Raw genomic sequence first — 14,464 nt, forward strand, 5'->3', positions numbered from 1 at the left:
CGCGGCGCGAGAAAGGGCGAGCGTTAGCGGTTCTGGAAGTTCGGCTTGCGCTTCTCGGCGAACGCCCGTGGGCCTTCCTTGGCGTCGTCGGACAGGAACACCTTGATACCGATCTGGGTGTCGATCTTGAACGCGTCATTCTCGTGCATGCCCTCGGTCTCGCGGATGGCCCGCAGGATCGCCTGCACGGCCAGGGGGCCGTTGTTCTCGATGAGCTCGGCGATCTCGAGCGCCTTGGTCAGCGCCTGCCCGTCGGGCACCAGGTGCCCGATCAGCCCCATTTCTTTGGCCTCGGCCGCGGTGATGTGCCGGCCGGTCAGCAGCAAGTCACAGGCCACGGTGTAAGGGATCTGGCGCACCAGCCGGACGGCGGAACCGCCCATCGGGTAGAGGCTCCACTTGGCCTCCGAAATGCCGAACTTCGCGCTCTCGCCGGCGATGCGGATGTCGGTGCCCTGCAGGATCTCGGTGCCGCCTGCGATCGCGGGACCCTCGACGGCCGCGATCAGCGGCTTGGTCAGCCGACGGCCCTTGAGCAGGGCGTCAATGCGTGACGGGTCGTAGCTGCCATCTTTGAACGAATCGCCCGGCGGCTTTTTGGTTGCTGACTTGAGGTCCATCCCGGCGCAGAAGTAGCCACCGGCCCCGGTCAGGATGCAGCAGCGGATGTCGTCATCGTTGTCGACGCGGTCCCAGGCCTGCACCATGATCTCCATCATTTCGGTGCTCAGCGCGTTGCGGGCGTGCGGTCGGTTCAGGGTGACGATCAGCGTGTGACCGCGCTGCTCAACCAGTGCGTCGGGTCCGGATTCAACGTTTGCTGGCGCCTCGGCCACGGCTATCGCCTTTCCCTTCACGGCGGGCATGAACTTGTCAAGAAATGTAACACGTTCTAATTTGGTGGCCGTGGCCCTGAATATTGCCGATCTTGCCGAGCACGCCATCGACGCCGTGCCTGACCGTGTAGCGCTCATCTGCGGCGATCAACAGCTGACCTACGCCGAGCTGGAAGAGAAGGCCAACCGTCTTGCCCACTACCTGGCTGAACAGGGTGTGCAGAAGGACGACAAGGTCGGACTCTACTGCCGCAACCGCATCGAAATCGTCATCGCGATGCTCGGCATCATCAAGGCCGGCGCCATCCTGGTCAACGTCAACTACCGCTACGTCGAGGGCGAGCTTCGGTACCTGTTCGACAACTCGGACATGGTCGCGCTGGTCCACGAGCGCCAGTACGCCGACCGGGTGGCGAATGTCTTGCCGGAGACCCCCAATGTCAAGACCGTCCTGGTCGTGGAGGACGGCAGCGACGACGACTTCGGCCGCTACGGCGGCGTCGAGTTCTACTCCGCGATCGCGCAAAGCTCACCCGAACGCGACTTCGGCGAACGCAGCGCCGACGACATTTACCTGCTGTATACGGGTGGTACCACCGGGTTCCCGAAAGGCGTGATGTGGCGCCACGAGGACATCTACCGCGTGCTGTTCGGTGGAACCGACTTCGCGACAGGTGAATTCATCTCCGACGAGTACGACCTGGCGAAGGCCGCTGCGGCCAATCCGCCGATGGTCCGCCACCCGATTCCGCCGATGATCCACGGCGCCACCCAATCCGCGACTTGGATGTCGATCTTCTCGGGCCAAACCACCGTTCTGGCACCGGAATTCAACGCTGACGAGGTCTGGCGCACGATTCACGACCACAAGGTGAACCTGCTGTTCTTCACCGGCGACGCGATGGCGCGACCATTGCTGGACGCGCTGCTGGCACACCAGGACAAAGGCAACGAATACGATCTGTCGTCGCTGTTCCTGCTCGCCTCCACCGCGGCGCTGTTCTCACCGAGCATCAAGGAGAAGTTCCTCGAGCTGCTGCCTAACCGGGTCATCACCGACTCGATCGGCTCATCGGAAACCGGCTTCGGGGGCACTAGCATCGTCGCCAAGGACGCGCCGCACAGCGGCGGCCCGCGCGTGGCGATCGACCACCGGACCGTCGTCCTGGACGACGACGGCAACGAGGTCCAGCCGGGCTCCGGAGTCCGCGGCTTCATCGCCAAGAAGGGCAACATTCCCGTCGGCTACTACAAGGACGAGAAGAAGACCGCCGAGACGTTCAAGACCATCAACGGCGTCCGCTATGCCATCCCCGGGGACTTCGCCACCGTCGAGGAGGACGGCACCGTCACGATGCTGGGCCGCGGCTCGGTGTCGATCAACAGCGGCGGCGAAAAGATCTACCCCGAGGAGGTCGAGGCCGCGCTGAAAGGGCACGCCGACGTCTTCGACGCACTGGTGGTCGGTGTGCCTGATCCTCGGTATGGACAGCACGTGGCCGCCGTTGTGCAGGCGCGGCCCGGGACGCGGCCTTCGCTTGCGGAGCTCGATGCCTTCGTGCGCTCCGAGATCGCGGGATACAAAGTCCCGCGCAGTCTTTGGCTGGTCGACGAGGTGAAGCGCTCGCCGGCCGGGAAGCCGGACTACCGGTGGGCCAAGGAGCAGACCGAGGCCCGGCCCGCCGACGACGTGCACGCGGCTCACGCCACTGCATGATCCGCAGCTAGCCGCGGAGTGACCGACTTCGTCAAACACCACTCGGGCGCGCCCACCGGCTACTTCGCCTGGGAAGCCGCGGGGCTGCGTTGGCTTTCGTCGGTCGGCGCAGGCGTGCCCAGCGCGCCGATTGTCTCGGTTGACGCCACAAGCCTGACCTTGCGGCGACTTGAATCGGTGAGCCCCGATCCGGAGGCGGCGCGCATCTTCGGCAGCCAACTGGCTATCACGCACGACGCGGGAGCTCCGGCGTTCGGCGCGGGTCCCGACGGCTGGGATGGGCCCGGCTTCTTCGGGCCGTTGTCGCAGCCATTGCCGATGTCGCTGCGGCGCCACCAACGCTGGGGCGACTTCTACGCGCAAGAACGGTTGGCTCCGATGCTCGAGCTCGCGGCGGCGCGCCTGGATGAGCCGGCGCGCGCCACGATCGACGCCGTGATGACGCGTTGCCGTGCTGGTGATTTCGAGGATGGTGATCAGCCGGCGCGACTGCACGGTGATCTGTGGGGCGGCAATGTGATGTGGACACCCGACGGCGTGGTGCTGATCGACCCGGCCGCACACGCCGGCCACCGCGAGAGCGACCTGGCGATGCTCGCGCTGTTCGGCTGCCCGCATTACGAAGCCATCATCGCGGGCTATCAACAGATGAGACCGTTGCAACCGGGCTGGCGCAGTCGAATCGGGCTGCACCAGCTCTTTCCGTTGCTGGCTCATGTCGTCCTGTTCGGGGGCGGGCACGCCCGGCGGACGCACGCTTGTGCCCGCGCGGCGCTGGACGCTTGATGTCGGCGTCTACAGTCGATCGCAATGACGATCGATGTGTGGATGCAGCACCCGACCGCGCGGTTCCTGCGCAGCGACTTCTTGGCGTCGCTGCGACGCTGGACCGGCGGGTCCATACCTGACGCTGACATCCCAATAGACGTCACGATCGCGGCGATGGACGCGGCCGACGTCGGCTTCGGCCTGCTCAGTGCCTGGCGTGGCCCGAACGGTCAGGATCTGATCTCTAACGATGAGGTTGCCGAATGGATGCGGTTGCACCCAAACCGATTTGCCGGTCTGGCGACCGTCGACCTGGATCGTCCGATGCAGGCTGTGCGTGAGCTACGTCGACGGGTCGGCGAAGGGTTCGTCGGGCTGCGAGTAGTGCCCTGGCTATGGAACGCGCCGCCCACCGATCGCCGTTACTACCCACTTTTCGCCGAGTGTGTCGAGGCCGCCGTCCCGTTCTGCACGCAGGTCGGCCACACCGGCCCGCTGCAGCCCTCGGAGACCGGACGCCCGATTCCCTACATCGACCAGGTGGCCCTGGACTTTCCCGAGCTGATGATCGTGTGCGGACACGTCGGGTACCCGTGGACCGAGGAGATGGTGGCCGTCGCGCGCAAACACGAGAACGTCTACATCGATACGTCCGCTTACACCGTCCGGCGGCTTCCGGAAGAACTGATCCGATTCATGAAAACCGCTACCGGACAACGCAAAGTCTTGTTCGGCACCAACTATCCGATGATCACTCACGAGCACGCGTTGGTCGGGCTCGACGAACTCGGACTCGGCGACGAGGCTCGCCAGGACTTTCTCTACGGCAATGCCGGACGCGTATTCAGACTGGAGGCAAACAGGTGAACGGTGCGCAGGCTCTGATCAACACCCTGGTCGATGGCGGGATCGAGGTGTGCTTCGCCAACCCCGGCACCTCGGAGATGCACTTCGTTGCCGCCCTGGACACCGTTCCGAAAATGCGTGGCGTGCTAGCGCTTTTCGAAGGCGTCGCCACCGGCGCTGCCGACGGATATGCGCGCATTGCCGATCGGCCAGCGGCAGTGCTGTTGCATCTGGGGCCCGGACTGGGTAACGGTCTGGCCAACCTGCACAACGCGCGCCGGGCGCACGTGCCGATGGTGGTCGTCGTCGGCGACCACGCCACCTATCACAAAAAGTACGACGCCCCACTGGAATCCGACATCGATGCGCTCGCGGGCAGTGTCTCGGGGTGGGTGCGCCGCGCCGGCGCCGCGGCCGACGTCGGGTACGACACCGCCGAGGCCATCGCCGCGAGCCGGGCCGGCTCTCATATCTCGACGCTGATCCTGCCCGCGGACGCGTCCTGGTCGGACGGTGCCCAGCCCGCGGCCGCAACGCCTGCGCAACCGGCGGGCGCCGACCCGCTGCTGGCGCCCGAGATCGCTGAGCTGCTGCGGTCGGGCGAACCGACGGTGATCATGGTCGGCGGCGACGCCACCCGTGCCCGCGGGCTGGCCGCGGCGGTGCGGATAGCCGAGGCAACCGGTGCCCGGGTCATATGCGAGACCTTCCCGACGCGCCTGGAACGCGGTGCCGGCATCCCTGCCGTCGAGCGGTTGGCGTACTTCGCCGAGGCCGCCACCGCGCAACTCGACGGTGCCAAGCACCTGGTGCTGGCCGGCGCCAAGTCGCCGGTGTCCTTCTTCGCCTACCCGAATATGCCCAGCGACCTGGTACCGGCCGGCTGCGAGGTGCACGTGCTCGCCGCGCACAGCGGTGCGAGCGACGCGCTGGTGGCATTGGCCGACGAGATCGCGCCCGGCACGGTCGCCCCGGTGGCCGCCGCGTCGCGCCCGCAGCTGCCGAGCGGCGCACTGACCTCCGCGTCGGTGGCGGACGTGATCAGCGCACTGATGCCCGAACGGGCAATCGTCGTCGATGAGTCGAACACCTCGGGCCTGCTGCTCGCGCAGACTACCGCCGGAGCACCCGCCCATGATTGGCTGACGCTGACCGGCGGGGCGATCGGTTATGGCATCCCCGCCGCGGTGGGTGCCGCGGTGGCCGCCCCGGATCGCCCAGTGCTCTGCCTGGAATCCGACGGGTCGGCGATGTACACGATTGCGGGTCTGTGGACGCAGGCGCGCGAGAACCTCAATGTGACCACCGTGCTGTACGACAACAGCGCCTACGATATCTTGCGGATCGAGCTGCAACGTGTCGGCGCCGGCTCTGCACCCGGCCCTAAGGCGCTGGACCTGCTTGACTTATCCCGTCCTACAATGGATTTCGTCAAGATTGCGGAGGGCATGGGCGTACCGGCCCGGCGCGTGAACACCGCCGAGGAGTTGGCTGATGCGCTGCGCGACGCCTTCACCGAACCCGGGCCGCATCTGATCGATGCCGTGGTGCCGTCAATCACGGGCTAAGGCACCACGTCATCGACCGAGGAGCTCCGGCCTTTCCCCCAGTCAGGAAAGCCTGTTGGCCGCGCGTCCAATCCTCGGATTTGCACAGATAGCTCAATGTCTCGGTCTCGAACGGGATGTTGTCGGTCAGGGGGCGTCCGACCCCGCGCAGGATCGTCTGTTTGGCGGCCCGCACCGCAAGCGGCCCGTTGCAGGCGATTCGCCCCGCTATCGTCAGTGCTTCATCCGTCAAACCGCGCGGCTCGACGATCTTGGTGACAAAGCCAATTCGCAATGCTTCGTCGGCGTCGTAGAGTCGCCCAGTCAGGATCAGCTCCATCACGCGTCCCAGTCCGACGATCCGCGGCAGGCGAGAGCAGCCGCCAGCACCGGGCATCAGCCCCCACTTGATCTCCTGATGTCCGAAACGCGCATGGGGAACGGTGATCCGGATGTCGCAGAACTCGGCGAGCTCATGCCCTCCGGCGATGCAGTCGCCGTTGATCGCGCGCGATGATCGGCGTGTTGATCGTGTATCCGCCCGAAGTGACGCATCATTTGTGTGTCGTGGCCGACCGCTACGGGCCGGGTACCGGCATCGGCAGTTGTCATTGCGATTTTGGGTAACGCGGGTCCGCACAAGTCGGTACCGTCATACCGGATGGAGCGACCGATTTAGGGTCGCAGTACCGCCGCACCGATCCGGAGGCGGCGCATCGGGTCCTCGCCGAGGCGCGGACCCGGGCCCCGAACACGATCGGCCCCAGTAACGCCAATAGCCGGTCGTGCTGAAAGGCCGGGTGGCACAGCCGCCCGCAGGCGTGGCGAGGGTCGTCCCGTCATCCCGTGGCAGGAGGAATCTCGATGAATCTGTTGTCCGGCACGCTCGCCGGGCGTGACGCGGCAGCTGCTCGATGAGCGGCACAGACCCCGCTCGGGTGCCCATCCGGGGGTGGTTGCACATCGAGGTCGTGCATCCAGACCCCGACTCCGCGGCAAAGTTCTTGTGCGACAAGCTCGGTGGCGAGATTGTTGAGCGTGAGCTCTCCGCGACTGTGAGGGCTCTGGCGGTGGGCGTGGGCTGTGTCCATGTCCGCGTCACGGGTGTGGTGTTTCAGCTGGTGCGTCCGATTGAGGGGTTGGAGCCGTGGTATTCGGTGCTGAAGCAGCAGGGTCCGTGTGTGCATAACGTGACGTTCAATGTCGATGGCCTTGAAGACGCGCGTCAAGTCCTGGAGGCCGCGGGCGCGGTGAAGGTTGCCGAGATGGACATGCCTTTGGGCGGACTATCTGAGACCGACGTTAACCGCGTCTATGTGATGGACGCGCGGCAGCAGGCGGGTATCCGAATCGAGATGGCAGATGTGCCGCGGTGGGTCGGTGGGCAAGCGCCGTAGATCTGCCGCTTTGACGCCTCGATTAGCCCTAAGTGGTATCGGGCGTTGTCTTTTCGATCTCGCCCAGGACGCGGGTCTGCATGAACCGCTAGAATTAGGCAAAAGATTGACCGGGTGATATGCATGGCGACAGCTCAATTTCAATCTTGCCCGAGTGTTTTCGACTCCGGTCTGCCTACCCTCCGTTATGGCCACCTCACCGACCCTGACACGGCCCATCGTGTCATCGCCGCGGCGCGCTCCCAGTCCCCGATAGCGATCGGCTCGTACGGCGCCGAGGTGCTGAGCTATGAGCTGGTTCGTACCGTACTCCGCGACAATCGCTTCACTACGGCAAAAGGCCTCGGGCTCGACGCGCAGGGCATTACCTCAGGACCGTTGTGGGACAGGGCGATTACCAACATTCTCAGCCTCGACGGCGCCCCGCATCATCGGTTGCGCCGGCTGGTGTCCAAAGCGTTCGGGCCTAGGGGTGCCGAGCGGCTGCGCCCGTTGATCGTCGAACTCATCACCGGATTGGTCGAACCACACGCGGCAGCAGGACACGTTGATGTCGTGGCCGACATCACCCGCGGTTATCCCACGCGGGTCATCTGCGCGCTGCTGGGTGCCCCGTCACAGGACTGGCAACTTTTCTCCGACTGGACCGACCAGATCACGAAGATTTTTGAAGGGAATGCCGCAAAGGACGGGCCGGCGATCCTGGCAGCGTGGGAGGAGCTCGACGCATATCTCGAGGAGTTGGTCACCCGTCGGTCCGCATCGCTGACCGACGACCTGATCTCCGACCTCATTCGGGCCGAGGTCGACGGCGACCGCCTCACCCAGCACGAAATAGTCACCCTCTGCGGTAGCCTGCTGCGCGCCGGTACCGACACCACCCGCAATCAATTGGCCGCGGCGGTGCAGGCGCTGTGCGCCCAACCCGATCAATGGGCGCTACTCGCCGAGCACCCCGAATTGGCCGGCGTCGCGATCAACGAGCTAATGCGTTGCTACCCCAGTGTTTTCGGAAATATTCGCCGAGCAGTCGAAGATGTAGACATGGCCGGGCTGCGTATTCCCACCGGTACCTTGGTATTCGCAAACACTGCCGCGGCCAATCGCGATCCGGATGTCTACCACGATCCGGACCGGCTGGACATCAGCCGCCAAGACCCACCGGCCATTCTGACGTTCGGCGGCGGCGTGCACTACTGCCTCGGAGTTCACCTCGCGCGGATCGAGTTGATGGAGGCGCTTCGAGTCATCACCCAACGCATGCCCAACCCTCGTCGAGCCGGACCAGCGCCGTGGGGAGCGATAGCAGGGATCACCGGACCGACAACTCTGCCCCTGGAGTTCGAATCCGTCAGTAACGGGCCAGTACGGGAAGCCGACTGACGAGCCAGTCCATCACGGTATTGGCGACATCGACGCCGGTCTCGAAGCCGCCGTCGTGGACTTCGGCGGCCAGGGCTACGCCCCATTGCCCCGAAGGCGTGGGCAGGATCCCGAATTGCCGAACTAGGTACTCGCCGTTGATGCCGGGCCCCCAACCCCCTTTTGCCGCAGCGCCATTGGTGGCCAGGCCCCAACGATGATCGGGAGTCAGCGCGCTCATCAGCTCGATCACATCTGAAGCGCCGGGGATCAATGGCAACTCCGCGGCGAACCGAGCTTGCCGCTGCAAAGCCCACTCCGTCTGGCCGAAGGCGGTGAAACCGCGCCGAAGTCGCCGTGATTCGACCACAGTGGCGGTGTCACCACCTTCGGCGACCACGCCCTGAACCTTGTGTGCCGCGTCCACCGGCTCGCCCAGCAGTGACCACAATTGCTCGGACGCACGATTGTCGGATTCGGTGATCGCCTTGACCGCCAGCTCGCGGGCATTAAGCCAATCGCTGCGCAATGCCGCAATCGCCAGCGGCACTTTGATCGTCGACCAGGCGACGCCCGACCACCACCTGCCCAGGGAATAGGTCCGGTCCGGACGCGCGATCGCGACACCGATGTTGGCCGGTACCGAATCAGAAAGCTGTTCGAAACTCGCTTCCAGCGCGAGCTCAAGGGGCCGCGCATTCATCGGTTTACCGGGGTATCTGCCATACCCGATCATGGCAGTCGACACCCTCGGCTGCCAACTGGCGTTTGAGAACCTTGAATGTCACCGTCCGCGGCAGCTCCGCGCTGACCCTGACGTACGACGGCCACTGTTTGGGCCCCAGGTCGGGCTGCTCGGCCAGGAACGCGCGAAATTTGTCCGCATCGAACTCGGCGCCCTGCTTCATTACCAACGTGGCCATCACCTGGTCGCCGACCACGGGATCGGGAATCGCGTACACGGCGACCTCGGCTATCTCGGAGTATCGCAGCAATACCCGCTCAATCGGGGCGGCACCGAGATTCTCGCCGTCGACCCGCATCCAATCGCCAAGCCGTCCAGCGAAGTACGCGTATCCGTCCTCGTCGCGATAAGCGAGGTCGCCGCTGTGGTAGACCCCGCCGGCCATTCGCTCGGCCTCGGCCGCCGCGTCGTTGTAGTAGCCCTCGAAACGGCCCGGCCCGGTGGCGTTCACCAGCTCGCCCACCACTCCCACACCGCAGGGCTTGCCGGTTTCGGGGTCGACGATCTCGAGCCCTTCGGTCAGCGGCCCCAACGCGCCCGGCGGCGTATCGGGTGTGCGGGCGATCGCGAGGCCGCCCTCGGTCGACCCGAACCCGTCCTGGACGACGCACCCGAATCTGCGGCCGAACCGTTCGATGTCGGCGGGAACCCCCTCGTTGCCGTAGACGGCCCGTAACGGGTTGTCCGCATCGTCGGTTTGTTCCGGCGTGGCCAGCACATAGGACAGCGGCTTGCCCACATAGTTGGCATAGGTGGCGCCATAGCGACGTACATCGACCAAAAAGTTCGATGCAGAGAACTTGCGCCGCAACGCCATTGAGCCCTGACACGCCGCCGCTACCGCCCAGCCGACCAGAACGGCATTGGAGTGGAACAACGGCATCGACACGTAGCACACATCGTCGCGGCCGAGGTCGAACCGCTGCGCCATCGTCGTTCCGGCTATCGCAACCTTGCCGTGGCTGCACTTCACCGCCTTGGGCTCGCCGCTGGTGCCCGATGTGAAGATCAGCATGAAAAGGTCTTCGGCCGAGGCGGACTGGAAACTCGGCTCGGCATCGCGATGCGCATCGACCTCGGCGGCCCACTGCGCGGAATCGACGTTCAAGTGGTCGATATCGTCCAGAGTTGCAGCAGATTTCGCGTCGGCTAGCACCAGTTGACAATCAGATCGGTCGATGTCGCGCGCCAGTGCGTCGCCGCGACGCACCGGGTTGAGGCCAACCGGCACAATTCCCGACATCCCGGCCGCCGTCAACATCGCCGAGAAGAACGGGGTGTTCTCCAGCAGCACGCCGACGTGTGGCGGCTTGGTCGGGTCGAGGCGCTCGCGCAACGTTGCCGCAATCGCGGCACCATACCGCAAGTGATCGCGCCAGCTGGTGAACGAATCCTCGAAGTAGACGCCCCGGTCGTCGATCTCTGCCAGTGGTTCCAGCAGTTTGGTGACCGTGGGGTCGGGAGGAATCACGAAGCTAGGCAGGAGTTTCCGCCAACTCACGCCCGATTCGGCGGAGCTGCCCGGTGGCGCCGCCCAACGCGAACTCGGCCTCTTTGGCGGCCAAGAAGTAACGGTGCGCCGGGTGATCGGTGTCGACGCCGACGCCGCCGTGCACGTGCACAACGGTGTGCGCGACTCGGTGTCCGGCGTCAGCGGCCCAGAACGCGGCGCTAGCCACATCGATCTCGGCGGGGATATCTTCGGAGACCTTCCAGGCCGCTTGGGTGAGCGTCAAACGCAGCCCCTTGACGTCGATGTAGCCGTCGGCCAGCCGTTGCGACACCGCCTGGAAGCTGCCGATCGGGCGGTCGAATTGCTCACGCTCGCGGGCATATTCGGCCGTCATCTGCAACCCGCGATCGAGCACCCCGAGTTGATAGGCGGTGCGGCCCAGGGTGCCGAGGGTGCCGAGCCACGCGGCGACTTCGCTACCGCCGACCTTGTGCGCTTCGCTCACCGCGACGCCGTCCAGCGCCAGGTGCCCGATGCTGGTCCGGCCGGTGGTAGCCAGCGAGGTCACGCTGACGCCCGGATCGTCGGCGGCGACAACGAAAACAGCTGTGCCGGAATCTGTTTCGGCAGGAACCAGGAACGCGTCGGCAACGGGACCGAAGCCGGCCTGGGTGCGGGTTCCGGTCAGTTGGTAGCCGTCACCGGAGCGGGTGGCCTGCACGGGCCCCTCACCCATCTCGCCGTCGAGGGCGACCGTCAGGATCTTCTCGCCCTTGACGGCCGGCACACCCCAGCCCTGCTGCAGCTCCTCGGAGCCGAACCGGGCCAGCACCCCGGCGCCCAGCATCACGGACTCCAGGTACGGCACGGCGGCCAGCTGGCGGCCGAGTGCAACGAGGATCGCGACCTGCTCGAGCGCGCCGAAACCGTCGCCGCCGAGCGCGGACGCCGATGCGCTGGTGAGGATGTCGGCCTCGATCAGCTTCTGCCACAGGACGCGATCGAACCGTTGCTCGAGCCCGTCAAGTTCGCGTTGATGCTCGGGCGTGCACACCGAGTCCACGATCGTGTCGACCAGGCCGCCAAGGTCGCTCGCCGCTTCGGTTGTCGTGAAATCCATGGGATGTCTGTCCTTCTCGATGTTCAGCGGTTCCGGGGCAGGCCGAGGGCGACCATGCCGATGATGTCGCGCTGCACCTCGTTGGTGCCGCCGCCGAAGGTCAGGATCAGGCAGGCCCGGTGCATCCGCTCGACTCGGCCGCGCAGTAACGCTCCCGGCGAGTCCTGGCGGACCGTCGCCGCGGTACCCAACACCTCCATCAGCAGCCGGTAGGCCTCGGTTGCCAGCTCGGTACCGAAAACCTTCGCCGCCGATGCGTCCGCCGGCCCCAGGGCGTGACCTTCCGCCGACGCCAGCTCCCAGTTGATCAGCTTGAGAACTTCGGCCTTGGCGTGCACCCGGGCCAGGTTCAGCTGCACCCATTCCGAGTCGATCAGCCGAGCCCCGCCGGCGTCTTTGGTGTTCTGTGCCCATTCACGAACCTCGCGCAGGGCCAGGAAGATCGGTTGCGCCGACACCAAAGCGACCCGCTCGTGGTTGAGCTGGTTGGTCACCAGCTTCCAGCCGCCGTTCTCCTCGCCGATCAGGTTGGTCACCGGCACTCGCACGTCGGAGTAGTACGTGGCGCTGGTGTCCACGCCGGCCATGGTGTGCACCGGCGTCCAGGAGAAACCTTCGGCGGTGGTCGGCACGGCGAGCATGGAAATGCCGCGGTGTTTCTTGGCTTCGGGGTTGGTGCGCACCGCCAGCCAGACCCAGTCGGCGTACGCGATCAGGCTGGTCCACATCTTCTGGCCGTTGATGACGTAGTCGTCGCCATCGCGCACCGCCGTTGTGCGCAGGTTCGCGAGGTCGGTGCCGGCACCAGGCTCGGAGTAGCCGATCGAGAAGTGCAGCTCCCCGGCGGCGATCTTGGGCAGGAAGAACTTCTTCTGTTCGTCGGTGCCGAACGCCATGATGGTCGGCGCCACGCTGTTGATCGTCAGGAAGGGCACCGGCACGCCGGCGACGGCGGCCTCGTCGGTGAAGATCAGCGAATCCATCGGCGAGCGGTCCTGGCCGCCGTACTCCTTGGGCCAGTTCAGCGTGAGCCATCCGTCTTTGCCCATCTGCGCGACGGTGTCGCGATAGGCGTTGCCGGTTCCGACCTCTCCCTGTGTTGAGCTAAGTGCCTCGCGGCGCTCGGGGGTCATGAGCTTGGTGAAGTACGACCGCAGCTCGCGACGCAGCTCCTCCTGTTCAGGGGTGTAACTGATGCGCATTCCAGCCGTCCTTTTGGTTAAACGTGACAAGCGGCTATTCGACCAACGGCTACCCATTCGTCTTCCCGGTTGTAACACGTTCTAGTCTGGGAATCCAGCGACCGTTTCCTCAGATCCACGTGAGCCCTATGGTGGAGCTACATTCTGATGGGATATGTGACGAGATCCAGGCCAGCTTCAAGGAGGATGCCGTGCGGGTGATCGTGGATCGTGACCGGTGCGAAGGTAACGCGGTGTGCTTGGGAATCGCACCGGATATCTTCGACCTGGACGATGAGGACTATGCCGTCGTGAAGCTCGATCCGATACCGTCCGACCAAGAAAATCTCGCCGAGCAAGCAATCGCCGAGTGTCCGCGCGCGGCTTTGCTGCGCGAAGGCTAGCGGCGAGGGACTCCCGAAACTAGAGGTATTCATAAATTGACTAGCAGCACGAACGCGACCGATCTATCCGGGAAGGTCGCGGTGGTGACCGGTGCGGCCGCGGGGCTGGGGCGCGCCGAGGCGCTCGGCTTGGCCCGCTTGGGTGCCACCGTCGTCGTCAACGACATGGCCGCCGCGCTGGATGCCTCCGACGTCATCGACGAGATCAGCACTGTCGGCTCCAAGGCCGTTGCGGTGACCGGCGACATCAGCCAGCGCTCCACGGCCGACGAACTGGTGTCCTGCGCCGACGGGCTGGGCGGACTCGACATCGTGGTCAACAACGCCGGCATCACCCGCGACCGGATGCTGTTCAACATGTCCGACGAGGAATGGGACCAGGTCATCGCCGTGCACCTGCGTGGGCATTTCCTGCTCACCCGTAACGCGGCGACCTACTGGCGCAGCAGGGCCAAGGACGCCGGGGGATCGATATACGGCCGGATCGTCAACACCGCGTCGGAGGCCGGACTGGTGGGTCCGGTGGGGCAGGCCAACTACGGCGCCGCCAAGGCGGGCATCATCTCGCTGACCCTGACCGCGTCCCGAGCGCTCGGACGCTACGGAGTGTGTGCCAACGCCATCTGTCCCCGCGCACGCACCGCGATGACGGCCGACGTGTTCGGCAGCGCACCAGATATAGAGGAAGGCGGCGTCGACCCGCTGTCACCCGAGCACGTGGTGAACCTGGTGCAGTTCCTGTCGTCCCCGGCCGCCGCAGAGGTCAACGGTCAGGTGTTCATTGTTTACGGGCCTCAAGTGACATTGGTCTCAGCCCCGACGGCGGAGCACAGATTCACCGCGGACGGTGCCGCGTGGGAGTCGGCTCAGCTGAGCGGCGCCTTGCAGGACTACTTTGCTGGTCGTGATCCAGACCGCAACTTTTCCGCGACCGCGTTAATGGAATAATAGCGGCACAATACAGCTTCTCGGGGGGGCTTTCGCTAATAGAACGTGTGTCAGATTGGTAATACCGCAAGGGCGCTGACCAGGACAATTAATGCTTCGGACAGGAATAACCTGTTCATTGACACGGTGTACTTCTTCTG

General features: G+C 65.2%; 14 protein-coding genes. 8 read left to right on the forward strand and 6 right to left on the reverse strand.

The features are described 5' to 3' along the window. Positions 1-23 precede the first annotated feature (23 nt). Positions 24-866: a crotonase/enoyl-CoA hydratase family protein gene (locus H7K34_RS11360; protein WP_264061994.1), complete on the reverse strand. Its 843-nt coding sequence runs from the start codon at positions 864-866 to the stop codon at positions 24-26. A gap of 34 nt (positions 867-900) precedes the next feature. Here H7K34_RS11360 and H7K34_RS11365 point away from each other — a divergent pair, with 34 nt between their 5' ends. The 4 genes from H7K34_RS11365 to H7K34_RS11380 are packed head-to-tail and all read left to right on the forward strand — an operon-like array spanning position 901 to position 5,735. After that, entirely contained in the window at positions 901-2,553 is a 1,653-nt protein-coding gene (locus H7K34_RS11365) for an acyl-CoA synthetase (protein ID WP_264061995.1), read from the forward strand. An 18-nt stretch (positions 2,554-2,571) separates the two neighbouring features. Next, the gene (locus H7K34_RS11370) at positions 2,572-3,339 is read left to right on the forward strand and encodes a fructosamine kinase family protein (RefSeq protein WP_264061996.1); all 768 of its coding nucleotides are present in this window, start codon (positions 2,572-2,574) and stop codon (positions 3,337-3,339) included. A gap of 24 nt (positions 3,340-3,363) precedes the next feature. Continuing rightward, positions 3,364-4,188, forward strand: a complete 825-nt coding sequence (locus H7K34_RS11375; protein WP_264061997.1) for an amidohydrolase family protein — start codon at positions 3,364-3,366, stop codon at positions 4,186-4,188. Further along, on the forward strand, positions 4,185-5,735 hold the full coding sequence (locus tag H7K34_RS11380) for an acetolactate synthase large subunit (protein ID WP_264061998.1): 1,551 nt from the start codon (positions 4,185-4,187) through the stop codon (positions 5,733-5,735). The genes H7K34_RS11375 and H7K34_RS11380 overlap by 4 nt, the downstream gene beginning before the upstream one ends. Here H7K34_RS11380 and H7K34_RS11385 read toward each other — a convergent pair. Beyond that, positions 5,725-6,354 carry an enoyl-CoA hydratase/isomerase family protein gene (locus H7K34_RS11385; protein ID WP_264061999.1) on the reverse strand — a complete coding sequence of 210 codons (630 nt, stop codon included), beginning with the start codon at positions 6,352-6,354 and terminating at the stop codon, positions 5,725-5,727. The two genes, H7K34_RS11380 and H7K34_RS11385, sit on opposite strands and share 11 nt — an antisense overlap. A 274-nt stretch (positions 6,355-6,628) precedes the next feature. On the opposite strand from H7K34_RS11385, the gene H7K34_RS11390 reads away from it, so the two are divergent. Together H7K34_RS11390 and H7K34_RS11395 are read left to right on the forward strand one after the other, a co-directional pair. Continuing rightward, on the forward strand, positions 6,629-7,111 hold the full coding sequence (locus H7K34_RS11390) for a VOC family protein (protein WP_264062000.1): 483 nt from the start codon (positions 6,629-6,631) through the stop codon (positions 7,109-7,111). Between the two features lie 123 nt (positions 7,112-7,234). Further along, complete coding sequence (locus tag H7K34_RS11395; RefSeq protein WP_264062001.1) at positions 7,235-8,494, forward strand: cytochrome P450; 1,260 nt, start codon at positions 7,235-7,237, stop codon at positions 8,492-8,494. On the opposite strand, the gene H7K34_RS11400 is transcribed toward H7K34_RS11395, so the two are convergent. From H7K34_RS11400 to H7K34_RS11415, 4 genes are read right to left on the reverse strand one after another with little or no spacing between them, the layout of a single operon-like run. Continuing rightward, positions 8,463-9,176: a serine hydrolase gene (locus tag H7K34_RS11400; protein WP_108920391.1), complete on the reverse strand. Its 714-nt coding sequence runs from the start codon at positions 9,174-9,176 to the stop codon at positions 8,463-8,465. The genes H7K34_RS11395 and H7K34_RS11400 overlap by 32 nt on opposite strands. A gap of 4 nt (positions 9,177-9,180) precedes the next feature. Next, a complete protein-coding gene (gene fadD17, locus H7K34_RS11405) occupies positions 9,181-10,689 on the reverse strand; it encodes a long-chain-fatty-acid--CoA ligase FadD17 (protein WP_264062002.1) in 1,509 nt (502 codons plus the stop codon). A gap of 4 nt (positions 10,690-10,693) precedes the next feature. Continuing rightward, the gene (locus tag H7K34_RS11410; protein WP_264062003.1) at positions 10,694-11,791 is read right to left on the reverse strand and encodes an acyl-CoA dehydrogenase family protein; all 1,098 of its coding nucleotides are present in this window, start codon (positions 11,789-11,791) and stop codon (positions 10,694-10,696) included. 23 nt (positions 11,792-11,814) lie between these two features. Next, on the reverse strand, positions 11,815-12,993 hold the full coding sequence (locus tag H7K34_RS11415; protein WP_264062004.1) for an acyl-CoA dehydrogenase: 1,179 nt from the start codon (positions 12,991-12,993) through the stop codon (positions 11,815-11,817). Positions 12,994-13,184: 191 nt separating this feature from the next. On the opposite strand from H7K34_RS11415, the gene H7K34_RS11420 reads away from it, so the two are divergent. Together H7K34_RS11420 and H7K34_RS11425 are read left to right on the forward strand one after the other, a co-directional pair. Continuing rightward, entirely contained in the window at positions 13,185-13,376 is a 192-nt protein-coding gene (locus H7K34_RS11420; protein ID WP_108920564.1) for a ferredoxin, read from the forward strand. Between the two features lie 36 nt (positions 13,377-13,412). Further along, positions 13,413-14,324, forward strand: a complete 912-nt coding sequence (locus H7K34_RS11425; protein ID WP_264062005.1) for a 3-oxoacyl-ACP reductase — start codon at positions 13,413-13,415, stop codon at positions 14,322-14,324. Positions 14,325-14,464: the final 140 nt, after the last annotated feature.

Origin of the sequence: Mycobacterium montefiorense, assembly GCF_025823255.1 — a bacterium.
Classification (GTDB): domain Bacteria; phylum Actinomycetota; class Actinomycetes; order Mycobacteriales; family Mycobacteriaceae; genus Mycobacterium; species Mycobacterium montefiorense.

What these genes read in the sequence shown, in the direction of transcription:
- H7K34_RS11360 (WP_264061994.1), bottom strand. Translation starts at nt 866, where the DNA reads ATGCCCGCCGTGAAGGGAAAGGCGATAGCCGTGGCCGAGGCGCCAGCA.
- H7K34_RS11375 (WP_264061997.1), top strand. Translation starts at nt 3,364, where the DNA reads ATGACGATCGATGTGTGGATGCAGCACCCGACCGCGCGGTTCCTGCGC.
- H7K34_RS11390 (WP_264062000.1), top strand. Translation starts at nt 6,629, where the DNA reads ATGAGCGGCACAGACCCCGCTCGGGTGCCCATCCGGGGGTGGTTGCAC.
- H7K34_RS11395 (WP_264062001.1), top strand. Translation starts at nt 7,235, where the DNA reads ATGGCGACAGCTCAATTTCAATCTTGCCCGAGTGTTTTCGACTCCGGT.
- H7K34_RS11400 (WP_108920391.1), bottom strand. Translation starts at nt 9,176, where the DNA reads ATGAATGCGCGGCCCCTTGAGCTCGCGCTGGAAGCGAGTTTCGAACAG.
- H7K34_RS11410 (WP_264062003.1), bottom strand. Translation starts at nt 11,791, where the DNA reads ATGGATTTCACGACAACCGAAGCGGCGAGCGACCTTGGCGGCCTGGTC.
- H7K34_RS11415 (WP_264062004.1), bottom strand. Translation starts at nt 12,993, where the DNA reads ATGCGCATCAGTTACACCCCTGAACAGGAGGAGCTGCGTCGCGAGCTG.